The 25,630-nt window shown below is 58.6% G+C and carries 25 protein-coding genes; 15 read left to right on the top strand and 10 right to left on the bottom strand.

Annotation, left to right across the window (positions count from 1 at the left end; all coding sequences use genetic code 11):
* The first annotated feature begins 106 nt into the window (after positions 1–106).
* The 4 genes from AC2TDJ_RS00125 to AC2TDJ_RS00110 are packed head-to-tail and all read left to right on the top strand — an operon-like array spanning position 107 to position 4,303.
* On the top strand, positions 107–1,024 hold the full coding sequence (locus AC2TDJ_RS00125) for an ExeA family protein (RefSeq protein ID WP_480838020.1): 918 nt from the start codon (positions 107–109) through the stop codon (positions 1,022–1,024).
* A 1-nt stretch (position 1,025) separates the two neighbouring features.
* On the top strand, positions 1,026–2,582 hold the full coding sequence (locus AC2TDJ_RS00120; RefSeq protein ID WP_480838018.1) for a GumC family protein: 1,557 nt from the start codon (positions 1,026–1,028) through the stop codon (positions 2,580–2,582).
* Between the two features lie 31 nt (positions 2,583–2,613).
* Complete coding sequence (locus AC2TDJ_RS00115; protein WP_480838016.1) at positions 2,614–3,438, top strand: CpsD/CapB family tyrosine-protein kinase; 825 nt, start codon at positions 2,614–2,616, stop codon at positions 3,436–3,438.
* Positions 3,419–4,303: a glycosyltransferase family 2 protein gene (locus tag AC2TDJ_RS00110; protein WP_480838014.1), complete on the top strand. Its 885-nt coding sequence runs from the start codon at positions 3,419–3,421 to the stop codon at positions 4,301–4,303. The genes AC2TDJ_RS00115 and AC2TDJ_RS00110 overlap by 20 nt, the downstream gene beginning before the upstream one ends.
* Before the next feature lie 46 nt (positions 4,304–4,349).
* On the opposite strand, the gene AC2TDJ_RS00105 is transcribed toward AC2TDJ_RS00110, so the two are convergent.
* The 3 genes from AC2TDJ_RS00105 to deoC are packed head-to-tail and all read right to left on the bottom strand — an operon-like array spanning position 4,350 to position 8,564.
* The gene (locus AC2TDJ_RS00105; protein WP_480838012.1) at positions 4,350–5,159 is read right to left on the bottom strand and encodes an SDR family oxidoreductase; all 810 of its coding nucleotides are present in this window, start codon (positions 5,157–5,159) and stop codon (positions 4,350–4,352) included.
* Positions 5,160–5,184: 25 nt separating this feature from the next.
* Positions 5,185–7,518 (bottom strand): aldehyde dehydrogenase family protein, encoded by a 2,334-nt coding sequence (locus AC2TDJ_RS00100; protein WP_480838010.1) that lies wholly within the window; start codon positions 7,516–7,518, stop codon positions 5,185–5,187.
* A 47-nt stretch (positions 7,519–7,565) separates the two neighbouring features.
* Positions 7,566–8,564: a deoxyribose-phosphate aldolase gene (deoC, locus tag AC2TDJ_RS00095; protein WP_480838008.1), complete on the bottom strand. Its 999-nt coding sequence runs from the start codon at positions 8,562–8,564 to the stop codon at positions 7,566–7,568.
* Between the two features lie 198 nt (positions 8,565–8,762).
* On the opposite strand from deoC, the gene AC2TDJ_RS00090 reads away from it, so the two are divergent.
* From AC2TDJ_RS00090 to AC2TDJ_RS00065, 6 genes are all read left to right on the top strand, one after another.
* Positions 8,763–9,716, top strand: coding sequence for a metal ABC transporter solute-binding protein, Zn/Mn family (locus AC2TDJ_RS00090; RefSeq protein ID WP_480838006.1), 954 nt, complete (start codon positions 8,763–8,765; stop codon positions 9,714–9,716).
* Positions 9,717–10,523 (top strand): metal ABC transporter ATP-binding protein, encoded by an 807-nt coding sequence (locus AC2TDJ_RS00085; RefSeq protein WP_480838004.1) that lies wholly within the window; start codon positions 9,717–9,719, stop codon positions 10,521–10,523.
* Positions 10,524–10,526: 3 nt separating this feature from the next.
* A complete protein-coding gene (locus AC2TDJ_RS00080; protein ID WP_480838002.1) occupies positions 10,527–11,732 on the top strand; it encodes a metal ABC transporter permease in 1,206 nt (401 codons plus the stop codon).
* Positions 11,729–12,658, top strand: a complete 930-nt coding sequence (locus AC2TDJ_RS00075; RefSeq protein ID WP_480838000.1) for a metal ABC transporter permease — start codon at positions 11,729–11,731, stop codon at positions 12,656–12,658. The genes AC2TDJ_RS00080 and AC2TDJ_RS00075 overlap by 4 nt, the downstream gene beginning before the upstream one ends.
* Before the next feature lie 281 nt (positions 12,659–12,939).
* A complete protein-coding gene (gene mutL / locus AC2TDJ_RS00070; protein WP_480837998.1) occupies positions 12,940–14,805 on the top strand; it encodes a DNA mismatch repair endonuclease MutL in 1,866 nt (621 codons plus the stop codon).
* Positions 14,806–14,857: 52 nt separating this feature from the next.
* Positions 14,858–16,087: a DNA recombination protein RmuC gene (locus AC2TDJ_RS00065; protein ID WP_480837996.1), complete on the top strand. Its 1,230-nt coding sequence runs from the start codon at positions 14,858–14,860 to the stop codon at positions 16,085–16,087.
* 3 nt (positions 16,088–16,090) lie between these two features.
* On the opposite strand, the gene AC2TDJ_RS00060 is transcribed toward AC2TDJ_RS00065, so the two are convergent.
* Genes AC2TDJ_RS00060 through AC2TDJ_RS00050 form a run of 3 tightly spaced genes read right to left on the bottom strand, consistent with a single transcriptional unit; the run spans position 16,091 to position 17,867 of the window.
* Positions 16,091–16,495: a hypothetical protein gene (locus AC2TDJ_RS00060; protein ID WP_480837994.1), complete on the bottom strand. Its 405-nt coding sequence runs from the start codon at positions 16,493–16,495 to the stop codon at positions 16,091–16,093.
* Positions 16,496–16,549: 54 nt separating this feature from the next.
* The gene (locus tag AC2TDJ_RS00055) at positions 16,550–17,200 is read right to left on the bottom strand and encodes a ChrR family anti-sigma-E factor (protein ID WP_480840174.1); all 651 of its coding nucleotides are present in this window, start codon (positions 17,198–17,200) and stop codon (positions 16,550–16,552) included.
* 10 nt (positions 17,201–17,210) lie between these two features.
* Entirely contained in the window at positions 17,211–17,867 is a 657-nt protein-coding gene (locus AC2TDJ_RS00050; protein WP_480837992.1) for a sigma-70 family RNA polymerase sigma factor, read from the bottom strand.
* Positions 17,868–18,015: 148 nt separating this feature from the next.
* Between AC2TDJ_RS00050 and AC2TDJ_RS00045 the strand changes: the two genes are divergently transcribed.
* The 4 genes from AC2TDJ_RS00045 to AC2TDJ_RS00030 all read left to right on the top strand — a co-directional run bounded on the left by AC2TDJ_RS00045 (position 18,016) and on the right by AC2TDJ_RS00030 (position 19,890).
* Entirely contained in the window at positions 18,016–18,786 is a 771-nt protein-coding gene (locus AC2TDJ_RS00045) for a DUF1365 domain-containing protein (protein WP_480837990.1), read from the top strand.
* 87 nt (positions 18,787–18,873) lie between these two features.
* The gene (locus AC2TDJ_RS00040; protein ID WP_480837988.1) at positions 18,874–19,191 is read left to right on the top strand and encodes a DUF3775 domain-containing protein; all 318 of its coding nucleotides are present in this window, start codon (positions 18,874–18,876) and stop codon (positions 19,189–19,191) included.
* Between the two features lie 216 nt (positions 19,192–19,407).
* Positions 19,408–19,635: a DUF1127 domain-containing protein gene (locus AC2TDJ_RS00035; RefSeq protein WP_480837986.1), complete on the top strand. Its 228-nt coding sequence runs from the start codon at positions 19,408–19,410 to the stop codon at positions 19,633–19,635.
* A 54-nt stretch (positions 19,636–19,689) separates the two neighbouring features.
* Positions 19,690–19,890 carry a DUF1127 domain-containing protein gene (locus AC2TDJ_RS00030; protein ID WP_480837984.1) on the top strand — a complete coding sequence of 67 codons (201 nt, stop codon included), beginning with the start codon at positions 19,690–19,692 and terminating at the stop codon, positions 19,888–19,890.
* Positions 19,891–20,401: 511 nt separating this feature from the next.
* On the opposite strand, the gene AC2TDJ_RS00025 is transcribed toward AC2TDJ_RS00030, so the two are convergent.
* From AC2TDJ_RS00025 to AC2TDJ_RS00010, 4 genes are read right to left on the bottom strand one after another with little or no spacing between them, the layout of a single operon-like run.
* The gene (locus AC2TDJ_RS00025) at positions 20,402–21,547 is read right to left on the bottom strand and encodes a saccharopine dehydrogenase family protein (RefSeq protein ID WP_480837982.1); all 1,146 of its coding nucleotides are present in this window, start codon (positions 21,545–21,547) and stop codon (positions 20,402–20,404) included.
* A gap of 3 nt (positions 21,548–21,550) precedes the next feature.
* The gene (locus AC2TDJ_RS00020; protein WP_480837980.1) at positions 21,551–22,606 is read right to left on the bottom strand and encodes a saccharopine dehydrogenase; all 1,056 of its coding nucleotides are present in this window, start codon (positions 22,604–22,606) and stop codon (positions 21,551–21,553) included.
* 14 nt (positions 22,607–22,620) lie between these two features.
* Positions 22,621–23,235, bottom strand: a complete 615-nt coding sequence (locus tag AC2TDJ_RS00015) for a glutathione S-transferase family protein (protein ID WP_480837979.1) — start codon at positions 23,233–23,235, stop codon at positions 22,621–22,623.
* Positions 23,236–23,254: 19 nt separating this feature from the next.
* A complete protein-coding gene (locus AC2TDJ_RS00010; protein WP_480837977.1) occupies positions 23,255–23,905 on the bottom strand; it encodes a histidine phosphatase family protein in 651 nt (216 codons plus the stop codon).
* A gap of 147 nt (positions 23,906–24,052) precedes the next feature.
* Here AC2TDJ_RS00010 and AC2TDJ_RS00005 point away from each other — a divergent pair, with 147 nt between their 5' ends.
* Positions 24,053–25,243 (top strand): Zn-dependent hydrolase, encoded by a 1,191-nt coding sequence (locus tag AC2TDJ_RS00005; RefSeq protein WP_480837975.1) that lies wholly within the window; start codon positions 24,053–24,055, stop codon positions 25,241–25,243.
* Positions 25,244–25,630 lie beyond the last annotated feature (387 nt).

Below are 25,630 nucleotides of genomic sequence, written 5' to 3'. Positions count from 1 at the left end.
TGGCTTACACTATCTTGATTTTGTGGCACAGACGTAGCCTAGTTCAACTGGGTCGTGTAACGTCTCTGTATTGTGTAATGGTTTTCTAGTGGTTCAGGGCGCAAGTATGAGTAACCTCCGAAGTGCCAGGATTAGTTTTGACAAGGCGGAAGGCGACCGTGGAGCCATGGCTTCGAGTGACGGGTTTTATCTAGATTTCTTCGGACTTGACCGGCGGCCGTTCACCTTGCTGCCAGATCCCGGATTTCTGTACTGGTCACCTCTTCACAAACGGGGCTATTCGGTCTTGCAGTTCGGGGTGTTGAGCTGCGCTCCGATTACTGTTCTCACCGGAGAGGTGGGCGCGGGGAAAACGACGCTGGTTCAGCATCTCCTGAGTGAGATGGAACAATCAATCACGGTTGGGTTGGTCTCGAATGCCCAGGGCGGCCGCGGCGAACTGCTGCAATGGGTCCTGCATGCGTTGGGGCTGCCAATCGACAAAGATGCAACCTATGTACAACTGTTCCGCGAGTTGCAGGATTTCCTCGTCTCGGAATACGCCGAGGGGCGGCGGGTAATCTTGATCTTTGACGAAGCGCAGAACCTGACCGTCGAAGGTTTGGAAGAAATTCGAATGCTCACCAACATCAACGCCAACACGGACGAGTTGTTGCAGCTTGTTCTGGTGGGACAACCCGAGTTGCGGGACATGGTTCTGGATCCCAAGATGCGTCAGCTGACGCAAAGGGTCGCCGCAAGTTTTCATCTGGAGCGGATGGATGAAGCTTCGGTCGAGCGTTATATTAAACACAGAATGAAGATTGCCGCCGGCACAGGTGAAGAGTTCACGGAAGACGCCTGCAAGTTGATTTTTCAGCAGACCCGTGGTGTCCCGCGTCTTGTGAACCAGTTTTGCGATTTCGCCCTGCTTTATGCCTGGACGAATGAATCGGAAAAAGTGGACGAAGAAATCGTCAACCAAGTGATCCAGGACGGTGTGTTCTTTGGAGGAAATTCGCTTGAGAAGGAGCTGACAGACTGAAATGGGCCTGGTTCGTTACTATCTTTCAATTTTTTTAAGACGGCTTCCGTATTTCCTGATCGTGGCCACCATTGTGTCGGCGGCTTCGATTATCATCGCGTTGAACCTGCCACCGACATACGTGTCGCAGATGCGTTTGATTGTTGAGTCTCCGCAGATTCCCGGGAACCTGGCGGCAAGCACGGTGAATACGACGGCAGGCGAGCAGCTTCAGATCATCGAGCAGCGTCTGCTGACGCGGCCGGTTCTTCTGGATATTGCGCGCAAACATTCGGTTTTGCCTAATCTGGACGAGGCCAGCCCTGACCAGATTGTCGACGTGATGAGGGCAAACACAAGAGTGAGAATCAGCGCCGGGCAAAACCAGGCCAGCCTGATGACGATCACTTTCGATGCAAGGTCCGGGCCGATCGCGGCTGGTGTGTTGAACGACTATCTTACCGAAGTTCAAAAACTTGACGTGTCCTACCGCAAGAATCGGGCGTCGGATACTCTGAGCTTTTTTGAACAGGAAGTTGACCGCCTGGGTAAAGAGCTTGATCAGCGCAGCGCGCGAATTCTCGAGTTCAAGAGAGAGAATTCAGGAGCTTTGCCAGACAGTCTACAGTTCCGTCTGGCCCAGCAAGGTTCTATGCAGACAAACATCGAACAGATGGACCAGCAGATATTTGGGCTAAAGGGTCAACGCGAAAAGCTTATTGAGACTTACAGATCGACTGGTCAGATTCTGGGGGTTGCGCAACTGAATATGACGCAATCTCAAATCCAGTTGGAACAATTGCGCAACCAGCTGGACGCACAACGGGCCATCTATTCCGAGAACAATCCGTCGATCAGATTGTTACGCGCAAGGATTGCTCGGCTTGAAGAAACGGTGGCGGCGGAACAGGCGGCCAACGTCAACTCGAATACAGTGCCGAGTGCGACCTCCACCACAGGAAATGCCACCCTTGATCTTCAACTGGCCCAGATTGACAGCCAGATCGAAGCCACTGCGGACCAAAGGGCATTGCTTCAGGATCGCCTGAACAAACTGACATTGACGATAGACCAGACGCCCGCCAACGCAATCGCGCTGGCTGAATTGCAGCGGGATCACGACAACATTCAGGCCCAGTACAACAACGCCGTGGGCCGGCTGGCATCCGCGTCCACGGGCGAACGGATCGAGGTCACGTCCCAAGGTCAGCGTATTTCGGTGATCGAATACCCTGCGGTGCCCAGCTCTCCGACAAAACCCAATCGCATGGCTATTGCGGGCGGTGGTGTGTTCTTCGGAATTGCGCTGGGTGTCGGGTTGATCGTACTGCTGGAAATCCTGAACAGATCAGTGCGCCGTCCAGAGGACCTGATCAACAAACTCGAGGTCTGGCCGATTGCCGCGATCCCTTACGTGCGTTCCCGGGGCGAGTTGATCCGGGTTCGGGTGGCGTGGTCCTTGGTTGTTCTGGCCATTCTTATCGGTGTGCCAGCCGGGGTCTGGGCCATCCATACCTATTATTTGCCCCTGGATCTTATCGCCGAGCGGGTGATCGACAAGTTGGAGGTTTATTGGTGATTGTAACTCCTGCGAAATTGGGGAGGGCGTAATGGAACGTCTTCAAGAGGCCATTCAGAAGGCCCGCAAGGCACGTGAAAACCGCCAAGTTGAACCGCTTGTTCTGTCCGAAGCGCACGGTCCCATTGAACCTGAGATGGAAGAGGATCTGTGGCATTCTTTGCCAGAGATGAAGATTGACCAGTCTCTTGTTGCGCGAAATCGTCTGATCTCGTTTCAGGGCGGTCCAAGTGCGACACCCTATGACATGCTGCGTACGAAAATGTTGCAGCAAACCTTGTCCAACGGCTGGCGCCGCGTGGCATTGACCTCTCCCTACAGTGGGTGCGGCAAAAGCACGGCGGCTGCAAATCTGGCTTTCAGTCTGGGTCGACAGGTCGATCTGCGTACCATTGTCATCGATCTTGATATGCGCCGCCGAGGGTTGGGCGACATCCTCAAGCAAACCGGAAACCGAAGCATGGCGGACGTGTTGCAGGGAAAGGTACCGTTTCGCGAGCACGCCCGGCGATATGGCGACAACGTGATTTTCGGGCTGAATTATACGCCGACGCACAATTCAGCGGAAATACTGCAAAGCCGCCAGACAATCGAAGTCCTGGAGCAGATCGAGAACGAGTTCAAACCGGATATCATTCTGTTCGATACGCCTCCGCTGATGGTCAGCGATGATAGCCACGGATTCCTGAAGAATGTCGATTGCGCCCTTCTGCTGGCCGCGGCCGAGGAAACCAGCATCGACCACATTGATGTGGCCGAGCGGCAGTTGGCGGAACTGACGCAGGTCATGGGCATCGTGTTGAACAAATGCCGCTATATCAGTGGGTCCTTTGGCAATGAACAAGGTTACTACTGAAAACGCTCCGGCCGACGCGGTCATAATTCCGCATTATAACGACATCCCAAGACTGGAGCGCTGCCTGCGGGCGCTCTTGGCCAATGACATCTCTGATACTGAGATCGTTGTGGTCGACAACGCGTCCCCGGTTTCGCTGGACGACATGCGCCGCGCCTTTCCCATGGTGCGTTTCATTGTCGAGACCCAAAAGGGGGCCGCGCATGCCCGAAACAGGGGCATTGCCGAGACGACGGCACAGCGTTTGTTCTTCATCGACGCGGATTGCGTGCCAGACTCGGATTGGCTGGAAGTGGGACGAAAGATTGCGGCCCGCGCCGACCTGATCGGCGGGCGTGTCGATGTCTTCGACGAAACGCCGCCTCCGCGCACCGGTGCCGAGGCTTTCGAGGCGGTTTTCGCCTTCAATTTCCGCAGATACATCGAGGTTCAGGGCTTTTCGGGCGCAGGCAATCTTTTGACCCGCCGCGATGTGTTTGACGCGATCGGCGGTTTCATCAATGGCGTTTCCGAAGACCGGGAATGGACCATGCGCGCAGTCGAGCAAGGCTACAGCTTGATCTATGAAGACCGATTCCGGGTAAGCCATCCATCCCGCCAGGATTGGCCGGCACTCAAGGCAAAATGGAGGCGAACGACACAAGAAGCCTTCATGCTGCACGGAAACGGCGGAATTGCACGATTGCGCTGGGCGCTTCGTGGTCTGGCGATGCCGGCAAGCGCTATTGTGCATACCCCAAAGGTTCTGATCAGCAAGAAGGTGACCTCACCGGGTGAGGTGCTGCGTGCGATCACAACATTGGTGCGCCTAAGGTGTACACGTATGGTCTGGATGTTGCGTCAGGCCATGGGCGGTACGATCTGAAGCAGAGGTTCTGAACAGGGGTGCTGGGTGAGCTGGCTTTTGACGGCTAGGTTTTGACCTGCGCACGCAGCATCTGCCCCATCATCTGCCCGAATTTGCCCGAACCGCGCTGATAGAGCGCGCCGTCGACCGCCAGAACCGTTCCGCTGATATAGCTGGCAAGGTCGGAGCTCAGGAACAGGCAGGCATTTGCCACGTCCTGCGGTTGCCCCCACCGGCCCAGCGGCACGTCGCGGCGCAATTGCGCTCCGGCATCCGGAGTGGGGGCCAGACGCCTGGCGCCTTCGGTGCCTTCTATGAAGCCCGGCACGACCGAGTTCACGCGGATACCCTCTACTCCCCACTCCATCGACAATGTACGCGTGATCTGGTCCACGCCGGCCTTGGCTGCGCACACATGGGCCTGACCTTCATAGGGCAGATAGGATTGCGGTGCCGAGATGTTGATGATGCTGGCGCCGGGGCGTTTGAGATATGGGTAGGCCCCTTTCATCACATGGATCGTGCCCATCAGGTCGATATCGATCACTGTCTTGAAGGCGTTGACCGACATTTCGGCGGCAAGTGCAGGGAAGTTGCCGGCCGCACCTGACACCAGAACGTCGAAATCGCCAAAAGCGTCGTGGAACTGCTTCAGGCCCTCGGCCACGGCCTCCGGGTCGCGCACGTCAAACGCCGCCCCGATGGCGTCCGCCGCACCCGACGCTTTTAGCGCGGCAACGGTATCATCAACCTTTTCCTGCGACCGGCTTGCGACCGCCAGTTTGGCCCCCGAGGCCGCAAAAGCCTCGGCAATGCCGCGGTTGATCCCGCTGGTTCCGCCTATGACGATGACGGTCTTCCCTGAAAAGTCCATTTAGGCCTCCCATGATGCGAGAGCCCTATTCTCCGTAGGGCACCCAGATGTTTTTCACTTCGGTCGAAGCCTGAAGGAACCGGCGGGAATGGTCCATGTTCCAATCAAATGCCGTCGCGTTATTTACCCAGGTTCGTTTCAGGTTGCCTGCCGAGACGGCCTCGATCTCTTTAGACAGGTCAGAGGACGAGAACGACCACACAGCATCCACGTTCAGGTGCGAGGCCAGCGGTTTGGCCAGCTCTGAATGGCTGCCGGTCAGGATATTCACCACGCCAGCAGGAACGTCCGAGGTTTCGAGGATCTGGTAGAAGTCGGTTGCCGCCAACGGATAAGGCTCCGAGGTTACCAGAACCGTCCGGTTGCCCATCGCAATCGCCGGAGCCATCGCTGAAACCAGACCCAGTAGCGGCGCTTCGTCCGCGCATAGCGTACCGATCACGCCCACCGGTTCCTTCATCGCAATGGCGACGCCCCGGATCGGAACACCATGCACCTGACCGTCATATTTGTCGGCCCAGGCGGCAGCGGTGAACAGGCGCTGGATCGAGGCCTCGACCTCATTCGCGCCGTCTTTCTTGCCGGTCATGGCGTCGATACGCGCGGCGAACTCATCGGCGCGGGCCGAGAGGTTTTCGCCGATGTAGTACAGGATCTGTGCCCGCAGATGGCCGGTGGTACTGGACCAGCCTTTGGCCCCCGCCGCAGCTTCGACTGCGTTGCGGACATCCTTGCGGTTGGCAAGGCCGACATGGCCCAGCAGGCCGGACTTGCCCCAGATCGGTTTCGAGTAGCCGCCGTCGGGCCGCGCCTGCTTGCCGCCAACATACATCTTGGCTGTGCGGTCAATCGGATCGACCGGCGCACCTTCGCCCATGATTGCTTCGACCTTCGCCAGTGGTTTGGCCTTGCCCTTGGGCTTGGTGTAGGCCGCCAGGCCTTCCCAGCCGCCTTCACGGCCAAAGCCGCTTTCGCGCACACCGCCGAACCCGGCAGCGGCGTCGAACAGGTTTGTGGCATTCACCCAGACCACGCCCGCAACCAGCTTGGGCGCGATATCCAGCGCGAGGTTCACATTCTCGGTCCACACAGTCGCAGCCAGCCCGTAACGAGTGTTGTTGGCCAACTCGATCGCTTCTTCCGGAGTGCGGAAGGTGGACGAAACCAGAACCGGGCCAAAGATTTCTTCCTGCATGAGCGGGTCCGAAGTTTCGAGGCCCGAGATCAGCGTCGGCGGATAGTAGCAGCCATTCGCGGGCAACTCGCAAGCTGCCTGATGCACGTGGCCAACCGTGTTGCTTTCGACCAATCCCTTGATGGTCTGCAACTGAACCGGATCCACAACAGCGCCCACGTCGATGCACTTGTCCAGCGGATTTCCAACGCGCAAATTGTCCATCCGTGCGCGCAGTTTCTCATGGAAGCGATCCGCGACGCCTTCCTGCACAAGCAAACGAGACCCGGCGCAGCAAACCTGGCCCTGATTGAACCAGATCGCATCAACCAGACCTTCGATGGCACTGTCGATGTCGGCATCGTCGAACACGATGTACGCGGACTTGCCGCCCAGCTCCAGCGTCAGTTCCTTGCCCGAGCCGGCGGTCGCCTCACGGATACGACGACCTACAACGGTAGAGCCGGTAAAGGCAATCTTGTCCACGTCCGAGGCCACGATCATCTCACCCACCGCGCCATCTCCGGTGACAATGTTCACGACACCCTTCGGCAGCCCGGCCTGCGAGCAGATATCTGCAAACAGCAGCGCCGTCAGCGAGGTATATTCGGCCGGTTTGAGAACCACAGTGTTGCCCATCGCCAGCGCCGGGGCAATTTTCCATGCCAGCATCAACAGCGGGAAGTTCCAGGGGATGATCTGCCCGCAAACTCCCAGCGCTTCTGCGTCGGGCAATTCGCTCTCCATCAGCTGCGCCATGCCCGCGTGGTAATAGAAATGCCGCTGCGCCAGCGGAATGTCGATGTCGCGCGATTCACGGATGGGTTTACCATTATCCAGGCTTTCCAGCACGGCAAACAGACGCGAATGCTTCTGCAAAAGGCGCGCAATCGCATAAAGGTACCGCGCTCGGACCGAGCCGCCCAGTTTCTCCCACTTCGGCTGCGCCTTGCGGGCGGCGGCAACAGCGGCATCCACATCGGCCTGTTTCGCCTGCGTCAGCTTGGCCAGAACCTCACCAGTTGCCGGGTTGCGGCTATCAAATCCTTTACCGGGTTTCGTGAATACCCCGTCTATATAGTGACCGAATTTGTCGCCCTGATCGACCAGCCAGGCCAAGGCCTCGGCGGCACTTTCGGGGGCAGGGCCGTAATCCATGGTTTCGAAGATTTCTTTGACTGTCATGACTTCATCTTTTCCCAAATACTCACTGTCCAGACATAACTTCGGGCTCAGCCCATCGAATGTCTGTACCCAGCCGAGTATGCCCCGGTCACATAGTGTTCCAACTGCCGCTCGATGTCGCCCAGCAGCGAAGACGCACCAAAGCGGAACAGATCCGGCTCCAGCCATCGGTCGCCCAACTCGTCCTTGATCAGCGACAGGTAAACCAGCGCGTCCTTCGCCTTGGAAATCCCGCCCGCAGGTTTATACCCAACGCGGTACCCGGTGCGGTCATAGTAGTCACGGATCGCCCGGATCATTACCAGCGATACCGGCAGGGTGGCGTTGACGCTCTCCTTACCGGTCGATGTCTTGATGAAATCCGCCCCGGCCATCATGCAGACCAACGAGGCGCGGGCGACGTTTCTCAGACTACCCAATTCACCGGTTGCCAGAATGGCTTTGACATGCGCATCGCCGCAGGCGACGCGGAAAGCTTTCATCTCATCATACAAAGCCTGCCAGTTGCCTGACAGAACGTGGCGGCGCGAGATGACGATGTCGATCTCTTCGGCGCCTGCTTTCACGCTTTCCTCGATCTCGGCCACACGCAGGTGGAAGGGGGACAAACCCGCCGGAAAACCGGTCGAGACGGCGGCGACCGGAATGCCGGTACCCTTCAGCGCATCGACTGCAGTATCGATCATGTCGTGATAGACGCAAACCGCTCCTGTCGTGATCGCCGGCATGTCCATCGCCTGCAACAACGCGGGCGACACCGGCTGACGCGCCTTGGCGCACAGGCGGCGCACGCGACCGACCGTGTCATCACCGGACAGGGTCGTCAGATCGATCAACGTGATCGCCTTGAGCAGCCAAGCGGCCTGGTAGTCTTTTTTCACCGACCGCCGACCGGGCAAGGTGGCCGCACGGCGTTCAATGGCCGAGGTGTTGGCCTGTACGGCCCGCACCCAATCCAGATCCAGGTCCATTCCCGGATTTCTGGGTTCGGTCACTTGCGGCAGATGCGCGGTGCGCACGGGGCTTTCTGTGCTCTGCGTTTCCATCATCGCGTCCTTTGGGAGATTTGCGCCAAATTCGCATGGGACACGAGCAAATGGAAGGCACCTGAGGGGTGCGAAGCAAAAAAATTTGACCAATTGGACAAAACAGGGGTTTTCTTGCGAATAATTCTCAATTGCGTTGACTTGGTTGCGAATGGTTCGCATATTCATTCTCAACTGGATACCGAAATGGGGTCGGAAATGATTCGTCGCAGCTTTCTTGCAGCAATTGCCTTCGCCACTGCTCTGCCGTTTGCCGCCTGGGCGCAGGCGCCACTCAAGGTGGTCGCCACGACCGGCATGATCGCCGACGCCGCGCGGCAGGTCGGAGGTGATCAGGTCGAGGTGAAAGGCCTGATGGGGCCGGGCGTCGATCCGCACGCCTACCGCCAGACCCGCAGTGACATCGTGGCTATGACACGCGCTGATCTGATCCTGTGGCATGGGCTCTATCTGGAAGCGCAGATGGAAGAGTTCTTTCACGACCTCGGCCGCAAGCGGAATGTCGTCGCGGTGGCGGACGGCGTGGATAAGTCCAAGCTGCGTGCGCATGACGATTACGCGGACAAATACGATCCTCATCTTTGGATGAGCCCGGTTCTATGGCGCGACGTGGTGGTTCAGGTGCAAAAGGCATTGACGGACGCGCGGCCCGAAGCCGCCGAGGAATTTGAGGCCAACACACAGGCGTTTCTGGCGCAGATCGACCAGTTGGATGCATATGGCAAACAGGTTCTTGCCGATGTGCCCGAAAACAATCGCGTTCTGGTCACCGCCCACGACGCCTTTGGCTATTTTGGTGAGGAATTCGGCTATGAGGTGTTGGGCATTCAGGGCATCTCGACTCAATCCGAAGCAGGCCTGAACCGGGTCGGTGAACTGGTTGATACGCTGGTGGATCGTCAGCTAACGGCTGTGTTTGTCGAAAGTTCGGTTTCAGACCGCTCGATGCGGGCCTTGATCGAAGGCGCTGCGGCCAAAGGGCACGATGTCACCGTTGGCGGAGAGCTGTATTCCGATGCCATGGGTGAGCCGGGCACATACGAAGGCACATATATCGGGATGCTGGATCACAACATCACCGTTATCGCACGGGCGCTGGGCGCAGATGCCCCCGCGCGCGGAATGAACAGCAAATTGTCCGCGGGGTTTTGAATGACGCTCGAGCTTGCATCCGTTCAGGGGATCGCGGTCGAAGATCCGGGGATCGCGAACAGCCCGCTGGCCATTCGGGGGCTGACAGTCTCTTACGGTCAGAAGCCGGCCGTGTTTTCCGTGGACATGACCGCGCAACCCGGGGCGATGACGGCGATCATCGGCCCGAACGGAGCAGGAAAGTCGACGCTGCTCAAGGCGGCATTGGGCATTTTGAAGCCGCTGTCCGGGCAGGTAACTGTTTTCGGTCAGCCGATAGACCGGCAGCGCGCGCGAATTGCCTATGTTCCTCAGCGCTCCAGCGTGGATTGGGATTTCCCGACGCGCGTGCTTGACGTCGTACTGATGGGTCTGTCGCGTGAGCTGGGCCTGCTGGGCCGAGTCCGTGCCCGGCATCTGTCCCGCGCGATGGACTGCTTGCACCGCGTCGGTATGCGCGACTTTGCGGATCGTCAGATCGGGCAGCTCTCCGGCGGTCAGCAACAGCGGGTCTTTCTGGCTCGTGCTCTGGCGCAGGATGCCGATCTGTACCTGCTGGACGAACCCTTTGCCGGCGTTGATGCGGCCACGGAAAAAGCCATCATCGCCGTGTTGAAGGCGCTGAAAGAGGCCGGCAAGACGGTCATCACCGTGCACCACGATCTGGCCACCGTAACGGACTATTTCGACCATGTGTTCCTGATCAATACCCGAAAGGTTGCCGAAGGTCCGGTCTCGGAGGCCTTTACCGCCGAAACGCTGCAATCCGCCTATGGCGGGCGATTGGCCACGGCGCAGATCGACCAGATTTCGCGCGCTTTGGGGTAATTCATGCTTTGGGATGCTCTGAGCCTGCAGCTTGGCTATAACGCCACGCTGGTCGCCATTGGCGCGACCTTGCTGGGTGTGTCTGCCGGTGTGACCGGGACATTCCTGTTCCTGCGCAAACGCGCGCTGGTGAGCGATGCGATCAGCCACGCGACGCTTCCGGGCGTGTGCCTGGCCTTTATGGCGCTGGTTGCCCTTGGGGGCGACGGGCGTAACCTGATCGGTCTTCTGGCCGGATCGGCCGTGTCCGCCTGGGTGGGGCTGCTGTGCATGAACTGGCTGACACGGCACACGCGGCTGGCCGAGGATGCCGCCATCGGTGCAGTTCTTTCCGTTTTCTTTGGGTTCGGCATCGTATTGCTGACCGTCATTCAGACCATGGGCGCCGGGCGTCAGGCGGGGCTCGAAGGTTTTTTGCTTGGCTCAACGGCAGGAATGCTCTGGGCGGATGCGATGATCATCGCAATCGGTGGAGCGGCGACCCTGGTTCTGGTCATGATCCTGCGCAGGCCGATGGTGATGGTTGCTTTTGATCCCGAATACGCTACGGCGCGAGGCGTGCCTGTACACCGGGTTGATCTTGCAATGATGGGTCTGGTCATGGCGGTGACCGTCGTCGGGCTGAAAATTGTTGGCCTGATCCTGATCGTTGCCCTGCTGATAATACCTCCCGTGACCGCCCGCTTCTGGTCGGATCGATCTGATCGCGTTGTTCTTCTGGCCGGTTTGGCCGGCGGTCTGGCCGGCTATCTGGGCGCGGCCCTGTCCGCTTCGGCCCCCAACCTGCCGACTGGTCCGATCATCGTTCTGGTGAGTTTCGGGTTCTTCGCAATTTCCATCTTTCTGGCACCGGTGCGCGGTGTTCTGGCAGCCCTTTTGCACCATTTGCGGTTCCAGCGCAGGGTACATATTCGGCAGGGCCTACTGGCCTTGGCACAAGGTCAAAAGATCTATGAACCGCTGACGCTACGCCTGTTGCGCCGTGCGGAAATCGTGCGCGCCGATGGCGTGGCGACCGAGACCGGCAAAGCGCGCGCCGCCAAGGCGCTTCGCGACGAAAAACGGTGGGAAATCGTTCGTGCCGATCAGGCCCATGAGGCCACAGCAGCGCTTTACGACGGGCTACGCGATATCGAGACGGTTTTGACCCGCGACCAGATCGCCGAGATCGACCGCCGAATTGGTGGCCCACAGGAGGTTTCGCCATGAGCGGAGCAGAATTTGTCCCCCTCTCGCTGACCCCCCTGCTGATAGGCACCTTCGCCGCAATCGCCTGCGCTTTGCCCGGAAACTTTCTTGTATTGCGCAAACAGGCCCTGATCGGCGATGCGATCAGCCATGTTGTGCTACCCGGTATCGTGGTGGCATTTCTGCTGACCGGTGTGATTTCGACCTGGCCGATGATGCTGGGCGCTGCGGGCGCCTCCGTGGTCGCAGTTATTCTGATTGAAACAGTCCGCCGTCTGGGTCAGATCGAACCTGGTGCTGCCATGGGTGTCGTCTTCACCACCATGTTTGCAGCGGGTGTATTGTTGCTGGAACAGACCGATACCTCGACCGTGCATCTGGACGTGGAACATGCGCTGTACGGCAATCTGGAAAGCCTGATCTGGCTGGACGCGACGGGCTGGTCCTCGCTGATGGACCCGCAAGCATTGGCGGGCTTGCCGCCGGAGCTGCCGCGGATCGCACTGACCCTGATCGGCGTGACCCTGTTCACCTGGCTGTTCTGGCGGCCGCTCAAAATCTCGACCTTTGACGAAGGGTTTGCCCGTACGATCGGCATCCGCACCGGGGTTTTGGGTATGGCGCTGGTGATCACGGCCGCGATTGCTGCGGTGGCAGCTTTTGATGCCGTCGGTTCGATCATCGTGATCGCCATGTTTATCTGCCCACCTGCCGCCGCGCGCATGATGACCAACCGGCTCGAGGCACAGATCGCGTGGAGCGTTCTCTTCGCCGTTGTATCCGCGGTGTCAGGGTACGTGCTGGCCGGTTACGGCCCGCTGTGGCTGGGCGGAGCGGGTGCCGTCAGTGCAGCAGGTATGATCGCCACGATGTCCGGTTTGATTTTGGCACTAAGCGCGGTGTTCGGCCCATGTCGAAACCGGGCCGGCGCACCGGTTGCCACTTGATTTGGCGTCATCCCGCCAGTCATCGCCGCCGGAAATCGGCTAATATTTGCTTAAATGGAAACAACGGGCATACATATGCGGATTTGTTCACCTTTTTGTGGTAACGCTGCTTCAAGTGTTAACCATATAGCAACCACTCACCACGACCCGTTCGGTCCCTCGTTCACAATTTCCGACCTGTTGGTAGCATTGAACGTGGGCCGGACGGGGCTTTTTCTGGCCAGCGTATTACGTTTCAAATAGGTGGCAGAATCGCGCCGTGTTGTGCTAGGTCTAGCGGTATGGTGCAGACAATCCCCAATATGAGCCAAAAACGCCCGGTCATCCGACAGCTTGATGACGCGGCAATCAACAGGATTGCTGCAGGCGAAGTAGTGGAGCGCCCGGCCTCGGCCGTCAAGGAGTTGGTGGAAAACGCGATCGATGCCGGGGCGACGCGCATCGCCATTGACATTGCCGACGGGGGCAAGACGCTGATCCGCGTCACCGATGACGGATGTGGAATTGCGGCCGCGGATTTGCCTCTGGCTCTGTCACGCCATGCGACCTCGAAGATCGACGGCTCGGATCTGTTGAACATTCACACGTTCGGGTTCCGCGGTGAGGCGCTACCGTCTTTGGGGGCGGTCGGGCGGCTAACGATCACCAGCCGGATGCCGGGGGACGAAGCTGCCACGATCCTTGTTGCAGGTGGCAAGATCGGGCCAGTAAAGCCGGCTGCCCTGCGGGCCGGAACGGTTGTGGAACTGCGTGACCTGTTCTTTGCAACACCGGCGCGCCTGAAGTTCATGCGTACTGACCGGGCCGAGGCGCAGGCGATCTCGGACACAGTGAAGCGTCTGGCTATGGCGGAACCGGCGGTTACATTTACCCTGCGCGATGTTTCTGGCGGCGGCGAAGGGCGCGTGACCTTCCGTGCCGACCGTGAAAACGGCGACTTGTTCGACGCGCTGCACGCGCGACTGGCGCGCGTTCTGGGACGGGAGTTTGCAGAAAACGCCCTGCAGATCGACGCCACGCGAGACGGCATTCGTCTTTATGGCTATGCTGCCTTGCCGACTTATTCACGCGGTGCGGCGGTTGCGCAGTACCTGTTCGTCAACGGGCGTCCGGTGCGTGACAAGATGCTGACCGGCGCGTTGCGTGCGGCCTATTTCGATTTCCTCAGCCGCGACCGACATCCGGCTGCGGCACTGTTCATCGATTGTGATCCGAATTTGGTGGATGTGAATGTGCATCCTGCGAAATCCGAAGTGCGGTTCCGCGATCCGGGTCTGGCGCGCGGACTGATCGTTTCGGCGCTGCGCCATGCGCTGGCCGAAGCCGGGCACCGGGCGTCTTCAACCGTGGCCAACGCAACGCTGGGGGCGATGCGACCTAAACCAGCTTCGGCGGGTCCGGCGCGCGTGTACCAGATGGACCGGCCCTCTCCATCGGCGCGGCAGGCAGCTTTTCGGGCCCAATCTCCGGGCTTTGCCGAAATGGCGAAAGACTATAGCGGCAGCATTGTCGAACCGGTGACCACGCCCGCACAGATTCCGGATGCTCCCGACACATCTGCCGATGAGCTGCCACTGGGCGCGGCACGCGGACAGGTGCATGAGAACTATATCATCGCCCAGACTGCGGATGGCATGGTGATCGTCGATCAGCACGCCGCGCATGAGCGACTGGTGTACGAGAAGCTGAAGCGCCAGATGGCCGAAAACGATGTCGCCGCGCAGGCGCTTCTGATCCCTGAAATCGTGGAACTTTCCGAAGGGGATTGTGCCCGTCTGATGGCGGCGGCCGACGACCTGTCACGCCTTGGTTTGACCATCGAGCCGTTTGGCGGCGGCGCGGTCGCGGTGCGCGAAACCCCCGCCATCCTGGGCGAGGTCGATGCCCGCGCGATGGTTCTGGATATCCTTGATGAGCTGGCCGATCAGGGTGACAGCCAAAGCGTTCAGGTGCGGATCGAGGCAATCCTCAGTCGGGTGGCGTGCCATGGCTCGGTCCGCTCGGGCCGTCGGATGCGGGCCGAGGAAATGAACGCCCTGTTGCGCGAGATGGAAGCTACACCGCATTCGGGTCAGTGCAATCACGGGCGGCCCACCTATGTCGAACTGAAGCTGAGCGATATCGAGCGTCTGTTCGGGCGCAGTTGATCCTATGGCCTTGCCGGGCTATGAAGAATAAAACAAGAACATCCGAGGCGATATGATCGAGATTGCTGGAACTGAAATGGCATTGGACGACCCCGTGATCCTGATCGGGTCCGGAGTCATCGTGTTGATTCTGCTGCTGCTGTTTCTGTCGTTGCGCGCGGCCAACCGCTCGGCCCGGTTGACGGAGCCTCTGGCGCGCCAAATGGCCCATTTGGGTCAGCATGTTCAGCAACTGGGCCAAGGGCAGGAGCAATTGCGCGGCGGGTTGCAGCATGTCTCGGACACCCAGGCCAATGCGCAGGTACAAGTGATCCAGACGGTCGAATCCCGCCTGTCCTCGGTTCAGCAGCAGATGAATGACCGGCTTGCGGACAATGCGATGAAATCGGCGCGCGCGCTGGCCGAGATGCAGGAGCGGATGAAAGAATCGCTGCACGGATCGTCCAAACAGACCGCAACTTCTCTGACCCAATTGCAGGAGCGGCTGGCCGCCATCGACAAGGCGCAGGACAACATCACCAAACTTTCGGGGGACGTTCTGACATTGCAGGACATTCTGTCGAACAAGCAGACCCGCGGCGCGTTTGGTGAGATTCAACTGAATGACATCGTCTCGAAAGCGTTGCCTCGGGACAGCTTCCAGTTGCAAGCGACGCTGTCAAACGGGCGGCGTGCCGATTGTCTGATCAAATTGCCGAACCCTCCGGGGCCGATCGTAATCGACAGTAAGTTCCCTTTGGAAGCCTATGAAGCGCTGATCGGCTCAACCAATGACGCCGAACTGAAAGCGGCGGTGCAGATGTTCCGCGCCACAGTGCGCAAACACATCACCGACATCTCTGAAAAGTACATCCTGGACGGCGAAACAGCTGATGGCGCGTTGATGTTCCTGCCCTCCGAGGCCGTCTATGCGGAATTGCACGCCAAGTTCCCGGAATTGGTGCAGGAGAGCTTTTCCAAACGTGTCTGGATTGTCTCGCCCACGACCTGCATGGCGACACTGAACACCATGCGGGCGATCTTGAAGGACGCGCGTATGCGCGAACAGGCCGGTGCAATTCGCAAGGAACTCGGGATGCTGCACAAGGATGTCGAACGTCTGGGCGACCGGGTCGCTAACCTCGACCGCCATTTCGGACAGGCGGTCAAGGATATTTCGGACATCAAGATCAGTGCCGAAAAGGCTGGCCGCCGGGCGCAGCGGCTGGACAATTTCGATTTCGAGGAACTGGCCCCTGACGAGCATCCCAATGTAGTTCCATTGGGCAAATCTGAAGCCTAGACGCTACTGGATCGACAGGTCCAGATTGTACCCGACAGTCTTGCCGGTATTGCGATCATTGCCCATCAGGTAGACGCGGATCGTGTAATCTCCGTTTTCGGGCAGGTCGATCCGGGCGGTATTGCCGTCAATCGAACCGATATAGATTGCTTCGCCATCGCTGCCTGGTGGCAGAATGTTGAAATAAATCACACCGTTTCCGTTCGTGTCGCTGACCTGAAGCTCGGCAAACATTTCCTGACCGGCTTTGGCCCCCAGCCTATAGTCGAAATACTCATCCCCGGTGATCGTTCCGCTGACCATCGTTCCATAATTTCCGGGTTGAAACTTCACGTCTGCGGTCATCTGTGCCGAGGCAACGGTTCCGATAAACAGCAGCGATAGGCCAAGAAGAAACTGTCTGAACATTTGGTTGTCTCCATTCAATCACCGCTTTCGGGTCGCGCGGATGGCCATGAATATTCAAATCCGCAAAAACGGCTGAAACAGTCGCGGCATCAGTTTGTTGAACTTGAGAGGCGCATCCGTGACTGCCAGACAAATGCAATCTTCGGACATATCCGCGATGGGTGTGTGCTCCAGGCTCTCATCAGCAATCTCGACATCGCCGCGCGCAAAGTGATCGACCTCGTCCGTGAATGCACCTTGCAGCACCATGGTCAATTCCATGCCTTTGTGGCCGTGATCCGGAACAGCAGCACCTGCCGGGATAAACAGCAATCGCGCCGTGGCCTCGCGAGTCGTCGGCAGGATCGCCTGTTTGACACCCATGCCTATGGCTCGCCAGCGGATCGCGTTCACGTCACCGCCGACGTAATCCTGCAAGGGCGTGGGTAGCACGGAACACGGGGGCCGCGTTGGTTTCGGTTTCGGCGCTCCCTGCGCAATCAACGCCATCGTGGCAGCCAGTGACTCGTCACCCAATTGTGCCACGTCCAACTGCTCTTCAAGTACGTGCCCGCCCACGGCTTCAAAGCTTTCGGCCCGGGCACGACAGTGGTCGCAGAGCGAGATATGCGTCGCGACCATCAGGTCGAACGCTTCGGACAGTGAGCCTGCGGCGTAAGCCATCAGCAGATCGTCTGTCAGGTGATGTTTGATATCTTGTCGCATCATCGTCATCTCAATTCATCGCATGGCGCAAGCGGTCCAGCGCCAGCCGTATACGTGATTTGATCGTACCCAGCGGCAATCCGGTCTGAGAGGCGATTTCGCGATGGCTGAGATCGCCGAAATAAGCCTTTTCGATCAGTTCCCTTTGCGCATCCGGCAACGCCGACAAAGCGTTCCGCAGCTGCGTGGTTTCCTGCTGCAGCGCAATAACGTCATCCTGATCCGGTTCCGCTTCGGGACCCCAACCAAGATCCTCGGGTTCGGGGCGGCGTTGCTTGCGCAGGACATCAATGCGCTTGTTCCGAGCAATCGTGAAAACCCAGGTGGCAACGGTTGCGCGGGTCGGATCGAACAGATGCGCCTTATGCCACAGGGTTGCCATGACTTCTTGCGCACATTCCTCTGCCAGCGTCGCGTCAGACCCAGACTTGATCAGGAATGCCTTGATGCGCGGTGCAAAATGCTGAAACAGCTCTGCAAATGCCACCTGATCCTGCGCATCGCGGATGCGTTTTATGTGGCCCACCCATTCAGCCCGGGTCTCGCAGATGTCTTTCGCACCGTTCACCGATTTGCCCCTGATACGTTTGCGCGCGATCCGGGGCGCGTCAACGCCTGACATCGGCGCGGGGTCGTCCAGGGTCACTGTGTCGATCTCGGTAAACATAACAACAATACGGGTAGATACCCAAGCCGGATCACTCGAACCTGTTTTTTTGATCCCCTCCGCCTTGGGATACGTAGAAAATGTTGGACAAAGTGCTGAGATGAACGCGAAATTACACATGCGCTGAGTGACCGGGAGTAGCTACTGGATGTCGGGAATAGAGCAAGTTGCAGCGCACACCTTTCACGGGCGCAAGGGGCAAATCGAAAACGCCTTCCGCTATTCCGTGGACTACATCCTGTTGGACCCAGAGGTGCAGCTGGACACGCCGGCGCTGTTCTCGATCAATCGCGCAAACCTGACAAACTGGCGTGTCACCGACCACGGGGGCGAGCCAAAACAGGGCCGGGGGGCCGATTGGCTGCGTGATCGCTTTGATGATCTTGAGGTCCCGCAACCGGCCCGATTGATGCTGCTGACCCAGCCCAGGGTGTTCGGGCATGTCTTCAATCCGGTCAGCTTCTGGTTCTGTCTGAATACTCAAGGCCAGCTTTTCGCAGTTGTGGCCGAAGTGACGAACACATATGGCACTCGGCACAGCTATCTGTGCCACAAGCCGGATTTGTCACCGATCGAGCCGACTGATCGCATCGTTACTGACAAGCTGATGCATGTCTCGCCGTTTCAAAAAATTGCTGGCACATATACGTTCCGCTTTGACTATCGGCAGGATCGCGTTGGGGTTTGGATCGACTATGACTGCCAGCGGGGCGGGTTGATTGCAACCCTTACGGGACCGCGACAACCGCTGACCAATCAAACCATTCTGTGGTCTTTGCTGCGGCGCCCATTCGGCGCGCGCCGTGCTGTATTTCTGATCCACTACCAGGCGGTCAAGCTGTGGTTCAAAAAAGCAACCTTCCGCCCCTTCCGTACGGCGCCGGTTCCGGAACAGACAGTGTCGCGCGCCCGCCGCTAAGACGCATTTCTTGCGTAAGATCAAAGACGGGTACTGTTTCAGGTGATTTTGATAGACTGAAACCGCGAACACGAGGAGTTGGGACAGATGCTGGAAATCTCCGCAAGAAAAATTGCTCAGGTTGCCATGATGGGGCGCGAACTGGAACGGGCCGAGGGCGAACTGCGCGCCTTTATCGATCGGATGGGCGAAGATGAGCAGGCCGAACTGGTCGCTGTTATGTGGATCGGTCGCGAAAGCTTTTTCGCCGAAGATCTGGCCGAGGCCATCGCCACCGCCAAATCCGAGGCCTCAACCCCTTGCGCCGATTACCTGATAGGTACACCGCATATGTCGGACCATCTTGAGAATGGTCTGGATGCGTTGGGCATATCCGCTGAAGATGTGGAAAACGACCTGATGTGATCCTGGCTCGGGCGTCGGACGGCCGCATCCGGACGCCTGTGCCCGTTTTGGCGTGTTTCGCCGCGATCTCCGGTCAAAATTGATGCAAATGCCGGACCCCGCTATCCCGACAGAAATCATAAAGAACTCTTAATTTCCTGCCCCTCAATCGTTAACGGGGCGCTCCTTTATCAGAAATCAGAAGACAGCTGAATTTCGGACATAAAGGAGAAAGATATGGAACACGTACAAACAGCCAAGCCACAGAACGGCTTCTTTGCGAGCCTGCTCTCCGGCTACACCGAGAAGAAAGTCGAGAATTTCCGCCGTAGAATCTATTCACGGACGGTTCAAAGGCTGAGCAAGCTGACGGACCGGCAGCTGGAAGACATCGGCATCCCGCGCAATGAAATCCATCGCCGGGCATACGAGAGCGTCTACCACAACCAACCCTACCAGCAGTAGGTCTGACACCTGCGTCAGGCGCTTTCGTTGTGATCAATCAGGGAGGTGAGGAACATGCTGGATACAGACACCACGTTCCAAAAAGGCATCTCAAGCAGCGCGCTGGTGCTGTTTGACAGGGCAATGAGCATGCGCGCGATCAGCAGCGACATCGTGTGCGCTGCTCAGGAACTCAATCGCCTGTCGGACCATGAGCTGTCCGAACTTGGAATCAATCGTACCGACGTTGAAGCAATCATCGCTCAGTACATTTGAAAACAGGATAGAAAAGGGGTTAGGCACAGCACCTAACCCCTTTTTTGTTTGGCCCGGTTCGGGCTCATGGATCAAACAGCTTTTCGGGTGCCGTGTTCAGAAAGGTCGTGGGCAAACTCGGAAAGCGCTGAATAGGGTGACGCCAAATAATCTCTGGCTGATTGAATGAACCCTGATTCCCAAAGGTCGTCCGAGATGGTGGCTTTCATATTGTTCACCTGATCGCCATGCCGGTGGTAATGGCGTTTTTGCCGGTCCAGTCTTGAAGAATGGCATTGGCAACTGGACAAAACTTTTAGTTGAACTCAGAAATAGTCCCGTATTGGCCGAGGCAAAAGACTGTCCCGCTGCGGTGCAGGCAATTGACATTGCAATGGTTCAGCAAACGGGTGTCCGCCACGTACGAAAGTTGAAGGGCGGTTTGCAGCAGCAGTGCAGGTATTTGAATTCGTTCTGTTCCACTTTGCCCATTGGGGAGAAGGACAAAGAGGAACAGAAGACGCAAACTGCTCTAACTTGCCGAGTGATCCACAATCTGCAAATGCTGCGCCAGCGTGTCGATCTCGGCCATCCAACCCTGAACCAGTTTCGGATCGCTGGGTGCGGCGTGGACACCAGCAGGGATGGCGCGGTTCAGAACGGCTTCGACCGCCAGTGACACCGGGATCGATACCAGGCGCGCCATGGCGGTGCCGCGTTCATCGCCCCATGCATCCATGACATAAGTTTTGTGCCAGACTTTGCGGCCCTCTTTTTCGGCCTTCAGCCCCACGCACAGGACTACACGGTCGGGTTCGCCTTCGTCATAGGCGTTTTCTTCCCAAAATTGATCTGACATCTCTTTCAGGCGGGCGTCGCCTTCTGGGCCGGTAAGGGTTTCGATCTCGCGGAAAACATCCGACCAGGCATCCGCCCAACCGTTCAGACGCAGGGTGCCGCGGACGAATTCCTTGACGGGCCAGTGTTTCTCGAATTGGTACTGCTCCATGAAAGGGATCGAGTCGCGGTTCGGATAGACTTCGAAACTTTCCGGTGTGGGAAGCGGAGCGATATAGCTGCTGATCGCGTCCCACGGGCGGGCGACGTCCAGCGGCGCGTAATCGCGGATCGACTTTGATGGAGAGCGCAGCGCCTTAAGCACGCCCAAGGGCGACCAGCTAAACTTGTACCGAAATGGGTTGGGGTCCTTCGGAATGCCGCCGCAATACGAAATGAAACTCAGGTGATTTTGCGGATCGAACGCATCCGAGGCGCGATAATCGTCGACCAGAGCGTGTGCCATCAGGTGGTCAATCCCCGGATCCAGCCCAACCTCGTTGACTAGCGCGACCCCGGCCGCGCGCGCCTTGTCGTCCAATGCGCGCATCTCGGGTGCGATGTAGGACGAAGAGACAAAGTTCGCCTCTTTCGAAATCGCCAGTTCCGCCAACGGTACATGCCAGTCGCCCGGCAGCATCGAAACGATCACGTCGCCCTTTTCCAATACCGCACCCAGCGCGTCGAGGTCGAAGGCGCGGATGTCATCGGTCAGATCGCCGACCTCGGCCTGCGCCTTTTCGACGGTCCGGTTCCAGACAGTGACCTCATTCCCGCCGCCAATCAGGCGGCGCAGGCCGGGGATGGCCGACAGGCCGGTGCCACACCAGTGAATCGTCATCGCTCAGATCCCTTCGATATGCGTGTTGTAGGTTGCTTCGGCCCGCCCCCAAATGCCACTTCCCAGATCGGTCAGGGTCAGCAATGAGGGCAGCAATTGCGCGGCGTAGTCTTCCGAGCTTTCGACCGGCAGCATCGACGGCAGGTTGTCGATGGCCATCACGTCCATCACCGGATCGGTGGCCACACGCAGGGCGGGGGCATTCCAAGTGGTGGCGCGGTCATAGACCGGCACCGGGTTGTAGTCGCTGTCCGGGTCGCAGGCCACGTCGCCGATGGCTGTCAGTTTGCGCGGGGCGCTCAGCGCCTCGCGGGGGACAAAGACCGGTGTGCCAGGGCGCGCGAAGATGCAGTTCAGGAACAGATCATGGTTCAGGATTTCGGGAAACGGTCCACCGCTGGCGGTCTCGGCCATGTCCCATTTGGTGACGCTGACGCCCATCGCCTCGCAGAGATCCGCAGCACCTGTACCCACGCGGCCCAAAGCGCCGACAACAATTGCGCGGGGGCGTTTGGCACCAGTGGCATCCAGCTCTGCCAACAACTCGGCATTCAGCGCGTCTTTGCCGGAATAAACACCGACGGGTGGACATTCTTCACCCCTTTGCTGTGCGGCCCATGTTTTGAGTGTGACCGCTGCGCCTGCGTATCCCGCCCAATAGCCGAAGGCAGCCACCCGTCTGCCGTTTTCGTCCACGAGGTACTCCAGATCATACAGCGTTCCGCCGCCCGCCTTGAACCGCTCCAACAGCGCGCGGCCGGAATGCTGACCCTTATAGGCATGGCCGAACATGATGTGACGATGGGGCAGGGGCGTACCGTCCTCGGGCAGTTCCTTGAGGCCGAAGATGATGGCGTCCAGCGGAGCATCGGGCCAGGAATTCTCGGGCGTTATCTCGCACCCAACATCCTTGTAGCCGTCGATCGGGATGGCGCGAACCGAGATTTCCTCGACCGTTACGCGGATACCCGCGGCGATCAACGCGGCGGCGCCCTCGGGGGTCAATCCCACCCGCTCCTCGTTCGGGCGCTGTTCCGACCGGACCCAGAGATGTGTCATGCAATTTCCTTTTCTCAGAGCATTCCTGCGGCACGGACCGCCTGAACGGAAGGACGCGCCTCCATCGCCGCGCGAAAGGCTTCAATCTTGGGAAAGGCCGGGACGTCGACGCCATCGCCTTCAAGCCAGCTGCAGACGACGTAGAGATACGCATCCGCCATGGAGAACTGTTCACCCAACACCAGCGGCCCGCGCAGCCCGTTCGACACGATGTATTCACAGGATGCAGCCATCGTTTCAGGGACTTTATCGGCCATATCTTTCCAACTGGTTTTCTTGTTTGCCCAGCGATGCCCCCGCAACTTGTGGGCGTGGTTCACATGCATTGTGGAAGCCAGGTAATACATCACCTCCCGCATTCGGGCCGCCATGATCGGATCATCGGGCACGAGGCCGACATTGGGTGCGATTGCAGCGATGTAATCCAGCAATGCGCCGGTCTCGGTCAGAATCCCTCCGTCAACGACCAGGGCCGGGACGCGGCCCTTGGGGTTTATCTGCTTGTAGGCCGGTTTTGTCTGTTCCCCGTCCGCAAAGTTCAGGCGGATCGCCTCATATTCCAACCCGGCCTCTTCCAACGCAATCGCAACAGCGACCGAGATTGTACGGGGGGCATAATATAGCTGCATCAGGAAGCCTCCGAATGGGTTACAAATGCGTCTGGGCGAAATGCCGGTCCGGGGTCTCGAGATGCGGAACGGCATTGAACAGAACCGGGCTTAGCCGAGCGCCAATCGGGTGCAGACGATGCATCGACGTGTTCATGATGGCAAGGGCCACGCGCGCCATCGAAGGGATGTCCAGCCCCATTGCCTGCCGCACCACCATCGAAATCAACCCGCCCGACGTTACGACTATGGCTGGTCCGCCTTCGGTTCCGATGTCCCGTAACGCATCGCGGACGCGGGTTTCGAATTGTTCAAAAGTTTCGGGCGCGTCCCTGATGTCACCATTGGCCCAGGCGGCGAATGTCCTGGGCAGATGTTCGACAAAGCCTTCGCGATCAGTTGGAACTTCCACGCCATGTTGCTGCTGAAACAGCTGCGCCAGATTAAAATACTCGATCTCGTTCAGGCGCGGGTCGCAGATTGGATCGGACAACCCCATGCTGCTTGCCGTTTCCAGATGGCGGGTCAGTGTGCCGCAATAAACCCGGGGATGGTGGGCGCGCGTATCTCGCAGATGAGTCCCCAGCCAGCGCGCCTGCTGATGGCCCAGTTCGCTGAGCTTGTCATAGTTTGCCTCGTCTCGTGCGGCCGTGTTGGCCTGCCCGTGACGCACCAGTGTGATATGCGACATGTCGGATCCTCTTGCGCCGAAGTCTTAGGGCAGGTTCCGGGCGCGGACCAGAGGTGTTTCGCCGCCGCCGCGAAAAATCTGATTTCAGGGTGGTTTGCGGTCGTGCCTCGCGGCTATGGTCTTGCGAAACTGCGGGAAAGGGGAACCATGGCCATTGATGAAAACCGCTTTTTGGCTGACCTGCACAAGCTGCGCGAGTTCGGAGCCTCAGGTGTTGGAAAAGGCGTGGTGCGCCCGGCATATTCCGACGCCGACATTGCCGCGCGCCGTTGGCTGGCTGACCGCATGACACAGGCCGGTCTGCAACCGCATTTCGACCCCGTTGGCAACCTGTTCGGTTTGGCGCCGGGTCGGTCCCTCCTGCTGGGGTCTCATTCCGACAGCCAGCCCGAGGGCGGTTGGCTGGATGGCGCACTGGGTGTCATTGCCGCACTTGAAGTAGCCCGTTCCACCGATCGTCCGATCTCGGTCGTGAGTTTTCAGGACGAAGAGGGACGATTTGGCGTCACCACCGGTTCTGCAGTTTGGTCGCGCGGTCTATCGTTGGAGCAGGCAGATGTGCTGACTGATGCCGCAGGCGTCAGTTTCGCCACCGCGCGGTCGACCATGGCGGATTTGTCCCAGGAATTTGTAGATCCCGCCCGTTTTAGCGGTTTCATCGAAATGCATATCGAGCAGGGGCCTTCGCTCGACGCGCAAGGCGAACAGCTTGGCGTGGTCACGGACATCGTAGGCATTCGCGATATGGTAATTGGGTTTGACGGCCAACAGAACCACGCGGGCACCACGCCGATGCACCTGCGGCGTGACGCGTTTCAGGCCCTGTCGCAGTTCAACGCGATGATCAATGACCGGTTCCGGAACGTCGTCACCCCCCAAACCGTCTGGACCATTGGCCGGGTCGATCTGCATCCCAACGCCTCGTCCATCGTGCCCGGTCGGGTACGATTCTCAATGCAATGGCGGGACGGTGACGCCGAGCGTCTTGCGCGGATGGAAGATATTATCCGAACCACGGCGCAAGACGTCGCTAGGCAACGCTCCATGGAGCTGGATTTTGGACCGATGCTGGGATTGGAGCCGGTTTCCATGGATCCCCACCTTCGCCTTGCGCTGGAAGAAGGGGCTGACAAGATCGCCCCGGGAAAATGGCGATTGATGCCTTCGGGCGCGCTGCATGATGCGACGAACGTATCGCGATTGATGCCGGTCGCCATGTTGTTTGTTCCCTCTATCGGCGGGATCAGCCACGATTTTACCGAGGACACTGCCGAGGCTGATTTGGTCGCCGGATTGCGCGCGCTAAACCACGCGGTGAGCCAATTGGCGGATAACTGAAAGGCCAAATACAAATTTGAAACGGCAATTTTGACTGCTAACACGCGAGTGGATTGCGATACGCTTGGGGCAAGGTGACAACGGCACAAGTGATCCTTGCAGGGATGTTGCGCAAGGGAAAAATGTTTCCTATAGGAACATTGAAAATGCATACGCCCGTATACAAGATGAACTTAGTCTGTTTTGTAGGCTCAGATGACCGCCTTCGCGCTGCGAAAACCTCTGTTTCTTCACCGCCTCACGGGCGACGGTTCACCGGGCCGTTGCAAAATGTGCGGCTTCCTTCAAACTGACGCCGATCCATTTGGACGATCCAGGGCGATAAGGAATTCCCGATGACCGATATTAAGCGCACGCCTCTTTACGCTTTGCATGTTGAGTTGGGTG

The organism is Ruegeria sp. HKCCD6647-2, assembly GCF_057221075.1.
Note: the sequence above shows the minus strand (reverse complement) of the source record. Positions and strands in the feature narration are given on the sequence as shown.

What these genes read in the sequence shown, in the direction of transcription:
- AC2TDJ_RS00125 (WP_480838020.1), top strand. Translation starts at nt 107, where the DNA reads ATGAGTAACCTCCGAAGTGCCAGGATTAGTTTTGACAAGGCGGAAGGC.
- AC2TDJ_RS00120 (WP_480838018.1), top strand. Translation starts at nt 1,026, where the DNA reads ATGGGCCTGGTTCGTTACTATCTTTCAATTTTTTTAAGACGGCTTCCG.
- AC2TDJ_RS00115 (WP_480838016.1), top strand. Translation starts at nt 2,614, where the DNA reads ATGGAACGTCTTCAAGAGGCCATTCAGAAGGCCCGCAAGGCACGTGAA.
- AC2TDJ_RS00110 (WP_480838014.1), top strand. Translation starts at nt 3,419, where the DNA reads ATGAACAAGGTTACTACTGAAAACGCTCCGGCCGACGCGGTCATAATT.
- AC2TDJ_RS00105 (WP_480838012.1), bottom strand. Translation starts at nt 5,159, where the DNA reads ATGGACTTTTCAGGGAAGACCGTCATCGTCATAGGCGGAACCAGCGGG.
- AC2TDJ_RS00100 (WP_480838010.1), bottom strand. Translation starts at nt 7,518, where the DNA reads ATGACAGTCAAAGAAATCTTCGAAACCATGGATTACGGCCCTGCCCCC.
- deoC (WP_480838008.1), bottom strand. Translation starts at nt 8,564, where the DNA reads ATGGAAACGCAGAGCACAGAAAGCCCCGTGCGCACCGCGCATCTGCCG.
- AC2TDJ_RS00090 (WP_480838006.1), top strand. Translation starts at nt 8,763, where the DNA reads ATGATTCGTCGCAGCTTTCTTGCAGCAATTGCCTTCGCCACTGCTCTG.
- AC2TDJ_RS00085 (WP_480838004.1), top strand. Translation starts at nt 9,717, where the DNA reads ATGACGCTCGAGCTTGCATCCGTTCAGGGGATCGCGGTCGAAGATCCG.
- AC2TDJ_RS00080 (WP_480838002.1), top strand. Translation starts at nt 10,527, where the DNA reads ATGCTTTGGGATGCTCTGAGCCTGCAGCTTGGCTATAACGCCACGCTG.
- AC2TDJ_RS00075 (WP_480838000.1), top strand. Translation starts at nt 11,729, where the DNA reads ATGAGCGGAGCAGAATTTGTCCCCCTCTCGCTGACCCCCCTGCTGATA.
- mutL (WP_480837998.1), top strand. Translation starts at nt 12,940, where the DNA reads ATGGTGCAGACAATCCCCAATATGAGCCAAAAACGCCCGGTCATCCGA.
- AC2TDJ_RS00065 (WP_480837996.1), top strand. Translation starts at nt 14,858, where the DNA reads ATGATCGAGATTGCTGGAACTGAAATGGCATTGGACGACCCCGTGATC.
- AC2TDJ_RS00060 (WP_480837994.1), bottom strand. Translation starts at nt 16,495, where the DNA reads ATGTTCAGACAGTTTCTTCTTGGCCTATCGCTGCTGTTTATCGGAACC.
- AC2TDJ_RS00055 (WP_480840174.1), bottom strand. Translation starts at nt 17,200, where the DNA reads ATGCGACAAGATATCAAACATCACCTGACAGACGATCTGCTGATGGCT.
- AC2TDJ_RS00050 (WP_480837992.1), bottom strand. Translation starts at nt 17,867, where the DNA reads ATGTTTACCGAGATCGACACAGTGACCCTGGACGACCCCGCGCCGATG.
- AC2TDJ_RS00045 (WP_480837990.1), top strand. Translation starts at nt 18,016, where the DNA reads ATGTCGGGAATAGAGCAAGTTGCAGCGCACACCTTTCACGGGCGCAAG.
- AC2TDJ_RS00040 (WP_480837988.1), top strand. Translation starts at nt 18,874, where the DNA reads ATGCTGGAAATCTCCGCAAGAAAAATTGCTCAGGTTGCCATGATGGGG.
- AC2TDJ_RS00035 (WP_480837986.1), top strand. Translation starts at nt 19,408, where the DNA reads ATGGAACACGTACAAACAGCCAAGCCACAGAACGGCTTCTTTGCGAGC.
- AC2TDJ_RS00030 (WP_480837984.1), top strand. Translation starts at nt 19,690, where the DNA reads ATGCTGGATACAGACACCACGTTCCAAAAAGGCATCTCAAGCAGCGCG.
- AC2TDJ_RS00025 (WP_480837982.1), bottom strand. Translation starts at nt 21,547, where the DNA reads ATGACGATTCACTGGTGTGGCACCGGCCTGTCGGCCATCCCCGGCCTG.
- AC2TDJ_RS00020 (WP_480837980.1), bottom strand. Translation starts at nt 22,606, where the DNA reads ATGACACATCTCTGGGTCCGGTCGGAACAGCGCCCGAACGAGGAGCGG.
- AC2TDJ_RS00015 (WP_480837979.1), bottom strand. Translation starts at nt 23,235, where the DNA reads ATGCAGCTATATTATGCCCCCCGTACAATCTCGGTCGCTGTTGCGATT.
- AC2TDJ_RS00010 (WP_480837977.1), bottom strand. Translation starts at nt 23,905, where the DNA reads ATGTCGCATATCACACTGGTGCGTCACGGGCAGGCCAACACGGCCGCA.
- AC2TDJ_RS00005 (WP_480837975.1), top strand. Translation starts at nt 24,053, where the DNA reads ATGGCCATTGATGAAAACCGCTTTTTGGCTGACCTGCACAAGCTGCGC.